This window comes from Arthrobacter sp. Dra40, assembly GCF_059091905.1.
Genome location: NZ_JBNHHB010000003.1, coordinates 172,265 through 184,922, shown reverse-complemented (window position 1 = coordinate 184,922; position 12,658 = coordinate 172,265). Strand labels below are relative to the sequence as shown.

Sequence of the window (12,658 nt, the reverse complement as noted above, 5' to 3'; positions counted from 1 at the left end):
ACACCCCGTGGCAGCGGGAGCTGGAAGAAGCGTTCCCGTACATCGAGACCCCGGACCAGCTGACCACCATCAACGAGGTCAAGGCGGACATGGAGCGAGAGGTTCCGATGGACCGCCTGGTCTCCGGCGACGTGGGCTACGGCAAGACCGAGATTGCGGTGCGCGCCGCCTTCAAGGCGGTCCAGGACGGCAAGCAGGCGGCGGTCCTGGTGCCGACCACGCTGCTGTCCCAGCAGCACTTCGAGACCTTCAGCGAACGCTTCTCCGGGTTCCCAGTCAGGGTCAAGGCGTTGTCCCGCTTTCAAACGTCCAAGGAAGCCAAGGACACCATGGAAGGCATCAAGAACGGCAGCATCGACGTGGTCATCGGGACGCACCGGCTGCTCTCCAAGGAGGTCCAGTTCAAGGACCTGGGCCTGGTCATCGTGGACGAGGAACAGCGGTTCGGCGTCGAACACAAAGAGTCGCTGAAGAAGATGCGCACCAACGTGGACGTGCTGGCCATGTCCGCGACGCCGATCCCGCGGACCCTGGAGATGTCGCTGACCGGGATCCGCGAGACGTCCACGCTGGCGACGCCGCCGGAGGAGCGCCACCCGGTGCTGACGTACGTCGGCCCGTACACGGACCAGCAGACGACGGCGGCGATCCGGCGCGAGCTGATGCGCGAGGGACAGGTCTTCTTCGTGCACAACCGGGTCTCGTCCATCGAGCGGCAGGCGGCGCGGATTCGGGAACTGGTCCCCGAGGCGCGGGTGGAAGTGGCGCACGGGCAGATGAGCGAGTCGCGGCTGGAACAGATCATCGTCGATTTCTGGGAAAAGCGGTTCGACGTCCTGGTCTGCACCACCATCATCGAAACCGGGCTGGACATCTCCAACGCCAACACGCTAATTGTTGACCGTGCGGACCGGTACGGGCTATCCCAACTGCACCAGTTGCGCGGCCGGGTGGGCCGCGGCCGCGAGCGGGCGTACGCGTACTTCCTGTTCGACGCCGAGAAACCCCTCGGCGAAGTGGCGCTGGAGCGGCTCAAGGCGGTGGCGGCGCACAACGAACTGGGTGCCGGCATGCAGCTGGCGCTGAAGGACCTGGAAATCCGCGGCGCAGGAAATCTGCTCGGCGGCGAACAGTCCGGGCATATTGCAGGCGTCGGTTTCGATCTGTACATCCGGCTGGTCGGCGAGGCCGTGGCGGACTTCCGCGGCGAGACCGAGCAAAAGGTGGCCGACATGAAGATCGAGCTGCCGGTCAACGCCCACCTGCCACACGACTACGTGCCGGGGGAGCGCCTGCGGCTGGAGGCCTACCGGAAGCTGGCGCAGGCGGCAACCGATGAAGCCATCGAGGAAGTGGTTGCCGAGCTCACCGATCGTTACGGCGAGCTGCCGGAGCCGGTGCAGAATCTCGTCGCCGTGGCACGTTTCCGGGTCCGGGCCCGTGCGGCCGGGCTGACGGATGTGGCGGTGCAGGGCAACTTCATCAAGTTCGCGCCGGCGGCACTACCGGAGTCCAAGGTGATGCGGCTGACCCGGATGTATCCGGGGTCGCAGGTGAAACCCGCGCTGGACTTTATCCTGATCCCCAAGCCCAAGACCGCCAGGATCGGCGGCAGGGACTTGGCCGACCGGCAGATCCTGGAGTGGGCGCAGGGCGTGATCGACGCGGTGTTCACCGAGTAGCGGCGCTGCCTGCTAGGCAGCCAAAGCCGCATACCGCCCGTCAGCGTCGAGCAGTGTTTCGTGGGTGCCGCGTTCAACGATGCGCCCCGCCTCCAGAACGGCGATTTGGTCCGCACTGCGGACGGTGGAAAGCCGGTGGGCGATGGTGATGGTGGTCCGGCCGGCAGCCAGTCGGTCGAACGCCTGCTGCACGGCATGCTCGGTTTGGGTGTCCAGGGCACTGGTCGCTTCGTCCAGCACCAGCACCGGGGGATTGCGCAACAGCGTGCGGGCAATGGCAATGCGTTGCTTCTCGCCGCCGGAGAACCGGTGCCCGCGCGAGCCGACGATGGTGTCGTACCCGTCCGGCAGCGCCACGATGTGGTCGTGGATCTGGGCGTCCCGCGCGGCCTGCTCGATTTCGGCATCGCTGGCGTCCGGCTTGGCGTAGCGCAGGTTGCCGCGCACCGTGGTGTGCAGCAGGTAGGTGTCCTGGCTGACCACGCCCACGATGCGTGCCAGATCGGCCAGGCGCATGGAGCGGAGGTCCACGCCGTCGATGGTGATGCGCCCCGCCGTCGGATCATGCAGGCGGGCCACCAAGGCGGCCAGGCTGCTCTTTCCCGAACCGGTCGGACCCACCAGAGCCAAGGTGGAACCGGCAGGGACGGCCAGGTTCACGTGCCGGAGGGCCGATGTTTCGCTGTCCGGGTAGCTGAAGCTGACGTCCTCGAAGCGGACATGCCCCGCTACATTGGTGGGGTCCACCGGAGTCGGCGAGGCCGACTCGGTGATCTCCACCGGCAGGTCCAGATACTCGAAAATCCGCGCGAAGAGCGCCAGCGAACTGGTGACGGTGATGGTGACATTCAACAGTCCCAGCAAAGGGCGGAAAAGCCCGCCTTGCAGCGCGCTGAAGGCCACCACGGTGCCGATGCTGATGTTTCCCGCGGCCCCGGGCAGTCCGGCGGCGAAGTAGATGACGGCGGGTACCGCGGCGAAGATGATGCTCATGGTGGCCATCCGCCAGCGCCCGGCCAATTCCGAACGCAGTTCCAGATCGGTCAGCCGCTCGGATGACGCAGAGAAGCGGGCCGCGAGGTCGTTTCCGGTGCCCAGGGTCTTGCTCAGCTGGATTCCGCTGACCGAGAGCGACTCTTCGATGGTCACGTTCATATCAGCCAGTTCCCGCTGGCGGCGGGCGGTCAACTCCCGCCGCACTTTGGCCACCCTGCGGGTCAGCACCACTGCCGGCGGCATCACCAGCAGCGAGATCAGCGACAGCTGCCAGGACAGGGCCGCCATGGCTACGGCGGTGGCGACGACGGTGGTCAGGTTGGTGGCGATTCCGGTGGCGGTGGACGTGACCACGGACTGCATGCCGCCGATATCCTGGGTGATGCGGGACTGGATTTCGCCGCTGCGTGTTCGGGTGAAGAAGCCAACGGACTGGCGCTGCAAGTGGGAGAAGACGTCCGTCCGCAGGCTGTGCATCACATGTTGGCCCACCTTGGTGGCAATCCAGGTCTGCAGGACGCCGAACAGGGCGGTGACGGCAGCGACGGCCAGCATGCCTGCGGTCAGCAAGGCCAGCAGCGGCAACTGCTGCTGGGGCAGTGCCGTGTCGATGACGGCACGCAGCAGGAACGGCGAGGCCATGGCGGCTGCCGAGGAAGCAACGATGATGGCCGTGACCCAAGCCAACTGTCCCCGGTAGGGACGGAAAAGGGCCACAATCCGCTTGAGCGGAACGTGCCGTGCCTGTTCTTTTTCTGCAGCCGTCGGTTCCTTCACGGGGCCGCGGCCGGGGTTCGTTCCGAATGTTTCCGTCGGAACCACCTCGATTCATGATGGTGGGCCTGCAAACACGGCCCGTATTGCTGAGGTTACCTCACTATGAGGCTACAACAGGTAAACTTGATAGCCTATTCCCGTGGCTGATGACAATCTACTCGATGCATTCTGGGCCGTGTCGCGCCAACTGAGGAAGGCCACGTGGCAGGGGATGTCGCCGTTGGGTGTGGCTCCGTCACAGGCCCGTGCGCTGAGGATGCTCCGCCATCATGGCTCGTTGCGGCTGGGCGAACTCTCCGAGCGGCTGCGGATAGCACCACGGTCGGCCACCGATATTGTCGATGGCTTGCAGGAGCGCGGCTGGTGCGTGCGTGAGCCTGATCCGACAGACCGCCGGGCCACGGTGGTTGTCCTCACTGAGGCAGGGCGGGAGATTGGACAGGCCATCCGGAAAGTCCAAGTGAAACATGCGGAAGAATACTTTGGCGCCCTGTCCGCAGCGGAGCGCTCCGAACTCTCCTCGCTGCTGGGCAAGCTGATAGCGGCCGAAGGCTAATGCCTAGCGGACGAACAGGAACCAGAATGCGGCGGCCGTAGCGGCAAGCACGACGACGGTGCACACCGCCCATGCGGTCCCGCGGCCCTTGCGCCGTTTGGCGCTCGGTGCGGGCTGAGCCTCCGTGCGGACATAGCGGGTTGTGCCGCCGGCCTGGCCGGCGGCGGGCGGAACCACCTGGATGAGGCCGGTGCGCAGTTCGCGGCGTGCAGGCAAGGGGGTGCCGGATGGTGCGGAGACCAGCGGGACCACCGGGATCATTCCGGTGGGCGGGGCTGGTTCTGCGGCGCCGGAGCGGACGTCGCGGCGGCGCGGGAAGGGCGTGCCGTCGGCAGTGGGACTCATCAACTCGACTTTCAACCGGGCAACCGGAGTTCAGGAAAGGTTGGACAGCACAACGGCCCGGTAATCTACACGGGAGATGCTTACAGCCATCCTATGTCCGCAGAGGGTGGAATCCGGGGAAGCCATGGGTGCAAAACATCTCAATGCCGCATCATTTACCGTCTACGGCTATTGGAGGTCGCACGCGGGGGCAGGCGGAATCCTCTGGTGGTGGATATGCCCTGTATGTTCCCGGGGCCGACGCGTATCCTGACGCTAAGGGAACGGACTATAGAGCCATCGTTCCGTCGTGATCGAAGGGGTGCTTCATCATGGTAGATATGGGCTTGGCGTGGCTGTTCGGCCTCCTGCTCTTGGCCATCGTGGCAATGTTGGCCATCCTCGTGATCAGGGCGTTTATGGGGCTGCGCCCGGGGAGCGTGGAAGATGCGGTGGCGGTGGCCTCTGCAGCCGGCAGGATGGAAAGACCGCACGGCCGCAGCACGGCACGGCAGATTCTGGACCAGCGATTTGCCCGGGGCGAGCTGACCGCTGAAGCCTACCGTGAGGGCCTGCGGGTCCTGGGCGAGGACGGTTAGCCGCCCGGAGGCGGCGCCGGCACTTACCTCTGCGGACGTATCGACGCCTGCGATGGGGGAAGAGCCGACACCTTGATGCCCTTTGCCCGCAGAGAGCGCAGTTCCAGAGCTCGCGCTGCGATGCCCGCCGCGGCCCGCCCGTCAGAGAGCTCCTGGTTTGCCCGGCGTCGACACAAATGCCTTAAAGATGCCGGACAGGTCCTTTCCCGAAACCTCCTCCGCCCGCTTCCGGAATTCCTTGGGGGAGCCTGAACCGTCCTTGACCCACTGCCTGACGATCTTGGAGAAGTTCTTGTCGCCGACCTCGGTCCGCACAGCGTGCAGGGCCATGGCCGAACGGGTCTGCAGACTGATCGAGAACAGGTTGTCCGGCCCGGGGTCGGACAACTTGAACTTCCAGAACGGGTCGGCAGCGTCGATGCCCGCGTAAAAATTGAAACTGTCCTGCGCGCTTCCGGGTTCTTGATTCTCGGCCCAGAGCCATTGGGCGTAGGTTGCCAAGCCCTGGTTGAGCCAGCTGTCCTGCCACCGATGCACGGGCAGCTGGCTGCCGAGCCACTGGAGAGCGAGTTGCCGGACAATAAATGAGTCGCCGCTGGCCTCGCTGTAGAAGTAATCCATCGGGTAGACCGGCCGGGCCTGGGTCTCCAGAGCGAAACCGAGGTCCTCGACGTTGTCGACGATGCCACCGGCACTGGCCAGTGGATATCTGCCGAACACGGAGGAGAGGAACTTGATCATCTTCGGCTGCTTGTCCAGCGACTGTTGGATCTTGTAACCCTGGGACGGGGGCGTGCTGCTGCCGGCGGTCCACTCGTTGTCGTTGGCTCGGCTGCCCTCCGGCGCGCCCCGAGGGCTCCAACCGTCCCACCGGTCACCGTCGCTGTCGAAAGACGTGGAGCCGTCGCTCCCGGTCACTTTGACGTCCTCGACGAAGACGCCGTCGTTCTGCCCGGTGATGTCGCTGGTGTAGGTGATGGAGAGTTCCACGTCCTTGCCGGCATAGTCGGCTAGGTCGAACTCCCAGTGCTCCCAGCCGTCGCTCGTGCCGGTGGCTGCCCACCACTGCCCGCTGGACCCCTTCGCGGAACAGGAGCCACCGCCGTCGTCGTCTTGGTAATGCTTCAGGAAGGGATGCACCTGATGCCAGGCCGGGCACGAATTTCCGGTGCCGTTCTCCGCGAATCCGGTGTTGTCCTTCAACGTGGTCCAGTTGTCTTCGCCGGGCGTGCGGGCCTCGACGAAGGCGTAGTCCCAGCCGGGCTCCGTGTCGCGCAGCATCCAAAAAGAGAACTCCGCGCCGGCGTCCGGCACGCTGACAGTCCGGGTGAGGCGCTTGTAGCTGGCGTCGTCGCTTTGCGACCAGGCCAGGCCATCACCATTGCGCGGAATGACCGTCTTCTTCAACGCCGGATCCATGGCGTCCACGTAACTAATGCCGCCCTTGGTGTATTCGGCCAGGTTGAAATGCCCGACGGCGATGGTCGCCAGATGCGGCGAGAGCGGCTCTTCAGCCTCCCACATGTACACCGTGCGGCCGGGCGTACGGCTGGTTCCGCCTGGCAAGCCGTTGGCTACGGCCTGCCATCCGTCCGGAACCGAGATGTTGAATCCGAAGCTGGCAGGGTCGCCGGGGTGGTTGTTGACCGGAAACCACGTCGGGGCGCTCTTCGGGTGGCCCGTGACGATGGCCCCGTCGTCGGTGTGGATAAATCCGGCAGGACCGGGCAGGGACAGAGCGCGGGGAATACCGGAATACTCCACCACCACGGTGAAGGTCCGTCCGTCAGGTACGCCACGGGCAGGAGTGACGACAAGCTTGGCGCCCTCATGCTCGAAGCGTGCCCCCAGCCCGTCAACGCTGACGGAATGGACGGTCAGTCCGTCCAGGTCCAGGCTGAAGCTGGCCAGATCCTGAGTAGCGCGCGCAGTCATCGTGGCGTTGGCACTGAGCTGATCGGTGGGCGGATCATAGAGCAGATCCAGCTGATAATGAGCCGCGTCGTAACCCGTGTTGCCGGCGTCCGGAAAGTAGGGGTCGCCGATGCTGGCAGACCCGGGTTCAAAGTAGGGCTGGCCCGGGTTCGGCGCAGCCGCGGCCGGAGCGGCGGGCAACAGCAGGCAGGTGAAACCTACGGCAACACCCGCGGCCAGAAGCCTACTGCGCCGTGACATCCAGATTTCCCCCCCATCGGCCGGCGCATCGGGACCGGACCCGCACTTGGCTAGGGTCGGCGGTGTTGGCGCTGGCCATCCACCTAACATGCTCTTGTTTGGGGCCACTGTCAACGGATGCGGCAATGGACCCGTGCAGCCTGGCTGCACGGGTCCATTGTGGAACGCGAAACTTGGAAAAACGCTACGGGCGGCCGATGCCCTTGTAGGTCCAGCCGGCCTGGCGCCAAGAGACCGGGTCCAAGACGTTGCGTCCGTCCAGGACGTTCTTCTCATCAACCTGGTTTCCGACGGCCACGGGATCCAGCTCGCGGTATTCCTTCCACTCGGTTAGCAGGACCAAAGCGTGGGCGCGGGCTATCGCCGTCTTCGTATCCGGTTCGTAGCTGAGCTCCGGGAAGCGCTGCACGGCGTTGGCCAGGGCCTCGGGATCGGTGACCGTGACGGTGGCGCCCTGTAATTGCAGCTGGGCGGCTACGGACAGGGCAGGGGAATCCCGCACGTCGTCGGACTCCGGCTTGAACGCGGCACCCAGCACGGTGATGCGTTTGCCGATCAGCGACCCGCCGCACAGCTCCCGGGTCAGTTCCACCACCCGCGTGCGGCGGCGCATGTTGATGGCGTCCACCTCGCGCAGGAAGGTCAACGCCTGATCTGCGCCCAGTTCACCCGCCCGGGCCATAAAGGCGCGGATGTCCTTTGGCAGGCAACCGCCGCCGAACCCGACGCCGGCGTTGAGGAACTTGCGGCCAATTCGCTCGTCCATGCCGATGGCGTCGGCGAGGGCAGTCACGTCGGCGCCGGCGGCGTCGCACACCTCGGCCATGGCATTGATGAAGGAAATCTTGGTGGCCAGGAAGGAATTAGCAGCCGTCTTGACCAGCTCTGCCGTTGCATAGTCCATCACCAGCCGGGGGGTCCCTTGCGCGAGCGGCACCGCGTAAACCTCGTCCAAGGCGGCAGTGGCTGCTTCGCCTGCGGGTCCTGAAGGGACGCCGTACACGAACCGGTCGGGTGTCAGGGTGTCCTTCACCGCGTGGCCCTCCCGCAGGAACTCCGGGTTCCACGCCAGTACTGCCTCGGGAGCGATCTCCCGGACTTCATCGGCCAACCGTGCAGCCGTGCCCACCGGCACGGTGGACTTCCCGACCATCACGTCACCGGGGTTCAGGTGTGCCGCCAGGGATGTGAAGGCAGCGTCGACGTAGCGCAGGTCTGCGGCGTTCTCGCCCTTGCGCTGGGGTGTGCCCACACAGACGAAGTGCACCACAGCGCCGGCGGCGTCGGCCATGTCCGTGCTGAAGGTCAAGCGTCCGGTCTTTTGGACCTCGGTGAGCAGTTCCGGCAGCCCCGGCTCGAAGAACGGGGCGCGGCCGGCCTGAAGCTCGGCGATCTTGCGCTCGTCAACGTCGATGCCGACGACATCGTGGCCGAGCTTGGCCATGGCGGCAGCGTGAACGGCCCCCAGATAGCCACAGCCGATGACGGAAATACGCATACTGGTCCTTTGGTCTGTGCGGTGAGAGAGACTAGTTCGACTTTATCGCGTTACCGGGCGCCGGTTGCGCCGGCGCTCCAGCCAGGCATAGGCGAGTACCGTGCCTAGCGCCGCACCCAATGTGTTCACCCAGACATCCTGCAAGGAGGCGTAGCGGCCGGGCAAAAACGACTGCTGGCAATATTCGATGGCGCCGGAAAACAGCAACGCTCCTGCCGGCGTGAGCCAGCGCCATCCGGACGGCAGCAACAGGGCGGTCAGCAAACCGAGGGGGATAAACATCACGACGTTGGCCCCGGATTCGATCAGGTTGTAGTCGAACCAGTCCGGGACTCCTGCGCGATGCAGCGCAGACAGGATGTGCTGGATTAAGCCGTGCGCAGCCCCATCCACCGGGGTGGGCCAGAGGACAACAAGGGCGACACCCAAGATGTAGGCGGCCAGCAAGGCGGCGGTGAGGATGCGGCCGCGCGCCGGCGTGGTGCTGAGCCGCATGGGGGTCCTTTCGCACGGGGTGGACGGGCCGGAACAGGGCAGACAACCGGCCACCATGCTATCGGTGAAGGCCTTTAGATTGTTTTTTGTTCGTTTCAGCACCGAATCAGCTGCCAGCTCTATTGCAAAACACTTGCTTCATGTAGCTTCCGGGCAGGATCCTGCTACGGGGATAGCGGGGTCCTTCATCGCACCCTATGGAGGAACCAGCGTGAAAACACACCGTTTCAGGCGCGGAGCGGCCATCACCGCCGCCACCGCTTTGGCATTCGGTATTGGGCTGCCAGCCCAGGCCGACAACGGGACGAATACCAGCGCCCTGCGAGATGCCGTCACCGCCGAGAACATCTTCAACCATCTGCAGGCTCTGCAGGACGTGGCCGATGCCAATGGCGGCAACCGGGCTGCGGGTACCCCCGGGTACGAGGCAACGGCCCAGTACATCGAAGCGCAGCTGTCGGCGGCCGGATACACGCCGGTGCGCCAGACGTTCTCCTACGAACGCTTCGTGCTCAACAGCGCGGACTTCGAGCAGATGGCCCCGACGCCCACCGTGTATGCGGCGGCAGAGGACTTCCTGGGCATGGATTACTCAGGATCCGGTGACGTCACCGCACCGGTGACAGCCGTGGATATCAACCTGGCGGGGGACAGGGCGTCCACCAGCGGTTGTGAGGCTACCGACTTTGCCGGCTTCCCCGCCGGAAACATCGCGTTGATCCAGCGGGGCACCTGCGACTTCGCCACGAAGGTGTCGAATGCTGCGGGCGCGGGCGCCGTGGGCGTGGTGCTTTTCAACCAAGGAAACGGGGGCGCACCGGACCGGCTCGAACTGTTCGCCGGCACGCTGGGCACACCCCAGGCCATCCCGGCGGTGAGCACCAGCTTCGATCTGGGGGACGAACTGGCCGGCACGGTCGGCCTGGAGATGCGGATCGCGGTGGACGCCGAAATTGTCCAGACGGAGACGTTCAACATTCTGGCCGACACGGCCGGACGTGCGGACCGCACGGTTGTGGTCGGCGCCCACATGGATTCGGTCTCCGAAGGCCCGGGCATCAATGACAATGGCTCCGGCAGCGCGGCGATTCTGGAAACTGCGCTCCAGATCGCGGCCAGCGGCGACGAGCCACGAAACCGGGTGCGGTTCGCCTTCTGGGGCGCTGAAGAGGACGGTCTGCTTGGTTCCGAGTACTACGTTTCCCAGCTGACGAAGAAGGAGATCAAGCAGCATGCGCTGAACCTGAACTTCGACATGGTCGGCTCGCCCAACGCCGTCCGCTTCGTCTACGACGGCGACGGCGGTGCGTTCGGGATGGCCGGGCCGAACGGGTCTGCGAACGTTGAGCACATCTTCGAGGACTACTTCGCCTCGCAGGGACTGGCCACGGAGCCGACAGCCTTCGACGGCCGCTCGGACTACCTCGCCTTCATCGACAACGGCATCCCCGCCGGAGGCTTGTTCACCGGTGCTGAGGGGATCAAGAGCGACGGACAAGCAGCCATCTTCGGAGGCATGGCCGACGCCCCCTTTGATCCCTGCTACCACGCGGCGTGCGACACGGTGGACAACGTGGACCCCGTTGTTCTCGAACAGATGGCCGATGCGATTGCGCATGCCACGCTGACCTTCGCGGAGACCACCTCGGCGATCAACGGCACCGCAAAGGGCAATGGCAAGGGAGCCGACAGCGCCAAGATGCTGTTCAAGGGCCACCAGGCCATTCGTTAAGGGGCAGGCGTCATCCGGCCGGTTGCCGGCACCAGCGGTTTATGCCGGCAACCGGCTCAGGGAGGCCGTCTCCGGACGGCCTCCCTGAGCGCCGTGCTGCGGGATGGAAACCCGGAACGTGGTGCCGGCTCCGAGCACGCTGCTAAAGGTCAGCGTGCCGCCGTGCGCCTCGGCGATCGATTTGCTGATCGCCAACCCCAGCCCCAGCCCGGGGATGGCAGCTTGCCGAACCGAACTGGTCCGGAAGAACTTGGTGAAGACTTCTGCCTGGTCGGCTTCCGACATGCCCTTCCCGGTGTCGCTGACTTCCAGCACGGCTGCGCCGTCGTCTTCGAAGCTACGGACGGTGACCCGGCCGCCGTCGGGCGAATACTTGATGGCGTTGGAGAGCAAGTTGTCCAGGACTTGGCCCATCCTGGTGGGATCGACCTCGGCCACCAGCCCCTCGGCGGCGTCGATCACGAACTCCACGCCTGCCTGTTCCGCCCTCGGCATGGCCGAAGCCACGCTGCCGGCCACAACGTCAGCCAATGCGGTGCTGCGCGGTTCTACGCTCAGCGTCCCCGCCGCCGTGAAAAGCAGGTCTTCCACCAGTTGGAGCAGGCGCTCGGAATTGCGCATGGCAATGGTGAGGGAGTGGCTGACGTGTTGCGGCAGCTGGTCGGCGTCCTCGAGGGCGAGGTCCAAATAGCCCATGATCGAGGTCAGGGGCGTGCGAAGCTCGTGCGTGACGCTGGAGACGAACTCTTCCTTGACCGTCAGTGCGTTGACGAGGTCGGTGACATCGCTGAAAGCCATGACGGTTCCGTCGAACCGGCCGGCATCGTCCTGCATGGGCCGCGCCGTGCACAACATGGCCCGCTGGCCCTCACCGGCACCGATCCACACCAAGACGTCCGAAAATGTCTCCCCGCGCACGGCACGGCGGATGGGCCGGTCCTCCAAAGCGAAGGGAGTGACCCTGTCGGCTTCGAAGACCAGCAGGTCGGCCTCGTCCGGATTCTCGATTCCCTGGGGCATGGCGACCGAGCGGTCCCGCTGCTGTTGCACGTTGCTGAGGATGTCCTTGCCGTGGGCATCGGTGACGAGGACGCCCACGGCAACGGCGTTCAGGACGGTATCCAGCCGGCGAACGTGGACCTTGCTGTCTTCCAGCAAGGCCCTTAGCTCGCGGTCTTTGTGAGCCAGCTTTTGCTGTTGAGCCGTCGAGCTCAGGGCGAAAACGGACGCGGTGATGGACACCGTCAAGGTCACAATCGGGATTAGGACCGGAGCGACCAAAGCTTCAGGCGTCACCGGATCCGGTCCGGCGAACACCGGAATCCAAATGATCAGCAGCGGCGCAACGAAACTGATCAGACGCGCGGCGGCGGGAGCTATCTCCGACCATGCCATCCAGAAAACCGGGAAGACGGCCAGCAGGCTAATACCGGAGAGCTCCGTCCCGCTGCCCTGACGGAGGAACCCGATGGCGACGAAATCCAGCAGCGGGATAACCCAGTAGGAGGGATAGGGCAGCCGGTCCCACGGGACGACGGCACTCAGGACCCACAAGACGCCGATGCCGACGAGACCGCCGATGAAGTGCGGGTTGGACAGCAGGTCCGGGAAAAAGACCGCAGCCAGCACCGCGGTCAGCGCCACGGACAGGCAGAGCGGCAGATGGCTCAGGACCACGCGTGCGCGCAGGGACAGCTCATGGAACTGCTGGCGGCCGGTCAGCAATGACAACAGCGGGCTTGATGCGGCAGACATGCTCGAAGATCCCCTACTCCGGCAGCCCACCTGCCGGCTACGTTGCGGGGCCCGGGCTGGCCATAACTG

General features: G+C 65.2%; 10 protein-coding genes. 4 read left to right on the top strand and 6 right to left on the bottom strand.

The annotated features are described in order from the left end of the window. A partial coding sequence (locus tag AC5RWT_RS03220) for a DEAD/DEAH box helicase (protein WP_494079110.1) occupies nucleotides 1-1,682 on the top strand: 1,682 nt, incomplete at its 5' end. Nucleotides 1,683-1,694: 12 nt separating this feature from the next. Here AC5RWT_RS03220 and AC5RWT_RS03215 read toward each other — a convergent pair. Then, the gene (locus AC5RWT_RS03215; RefSeq protein WP_494079109.1) at nucleotides 1,695-3,500 is read right to left on the bottom strand and encodes an ABC transporter ATP-binding protein; all 1,806 of its coding nucleotides are present in this window, start codon (nucleotides 3,498-3,500) and stop codon (nucleotides 1,695-1,697) included. Between the two features lie 94 nt (nucleotides 3,501-3,594). Between AC5RWT_RS03215 and AC5RWT_RS03210 the strand changes: the two genes are divergently transcribed. Continuing rightward, nucleotides 3,595-4,011, top strand: coding sequence for a MarR family winged helix-turn-helix transcriptional regulator (locus AC5RWT_RS03210; protein ID WP_494044671.1), 417 nt, complete (start codon nucleotides 3,595-3,597; stop codon nucleotides 4,009-4,011). Nucleotides 4,012-4,014: 3 nt separating this feature from the next. Here the strand turns inward: AC5RWT_RS03210 and AC5RWT_RS03205 are convergent, their stop codons facing one another. Then, nucleotides 4,015-4,356 (bottom strand): hypothetical protein, encoded by a 342-nt coding sequence (locus tag AC5RWT_RS03205; protein ID WP_494079108.1) that lies wholly within the window; start codon nucleotides 4,354-4,356, stop codon nucleotides 4,015-4,017. 311 nt (nucleotides 4,357-4,667) lie between these two features. Between AC5RWT_RS03205 and AC5RWT_RS03200 the strand changes: the two genes are divergently transcribed. Continuing rightward, nucleotides 4,668-4,934, top strand: a complete 267-nt coding sequence (locus AC5RWT_RS03200) for an SHOCT domain-containing protein (RefSeq protein ID WP_494079107.1) — start codon at nucleotides 4,668-4,670, stop codon at nucleotides 4,932-4,934. Nucleotides 4,935-5,075: 141 nt separating this feature from the next. Here the strand turns inward: AC5RWT_RS03200 and AC5RWT_RS03195 are convergent, their stop codons facing one another. From AC5RWT_RS03195 to AC5RWT_RS03185, 3 genes are all read right to left on the bottom strand, one after another. After that, nucleotides 5,076-7,109: a M1 family aminopeptidase gene (locus tag AC5RWT_RS03195; protein ID WP_494079106.1), complete on the bottom strand. Its 2,034-nt coding sequence runs from the start codon at nucleotides 7,107-7,109 to the stop codon at nucleotides 5,076-5,078. 184 nt (nucleotides 7,110-7,293) lie between these two features. Beyond that, a complete protein-coding gene (locus AC5RWT_RS03190; RefSeq protein WP_494079105.1) occupies nucleotides 7,294-8,607 on the bottom strand; it encodes a UDP-glucose dehydrogenase family protein in 1,314 nt (437 codons plus the stop codon). A gap of 42 nt (nucleotides 8,608-8,649) precedes the next feature. Then, a complete protein-coding gene (locus AC5RWT_RS03185; RefSeq protein WP_494079104.1) occupies nucleotides 8,650-9,102 on the bottom strand; it encodes a VanZ family protein in 453 nt (150 codons plus the stop codon). 211 nt (nucleotides 9,103-9,313) lie between these two features. Here AC5RWT_RS03185 and AC5RWT_RS03180 point away from each other — a divergent pair, with 211 nt between their 5' ends. Beyond that, entirely contained in the window at nucleotides 9,314-10,834 is a 1,521-nt protein-coding gene (locus tag AC5RWT_RS03180) for a M20/M25/M40 family metallo-hydrolase (protein ID WP_494079103.1), read from the top strand. Nucleotides 10,835-10,873: 39 nt separating this feature from the next. Here AC5RWT_RS03180 and AC5RWT_RS03175 read toward each other — a convergent pair whose 3' ends face one another. Then, the gene (locus AC5RWT_RS03175; RefSeq protein WP_494079102.1) at nucleotides 10,874-12,589 is read right to left on the bottom strand and encodes a sensor histidine kinase; all 1,716 of its coding nucleotides are present in this window, start codon (nucleotides 12,587-12,589) and stop codon (nucleotides 10,874-10,876) included. Nucleotides 12,590-12,658 lie beyond the last annotated feature (69 nt).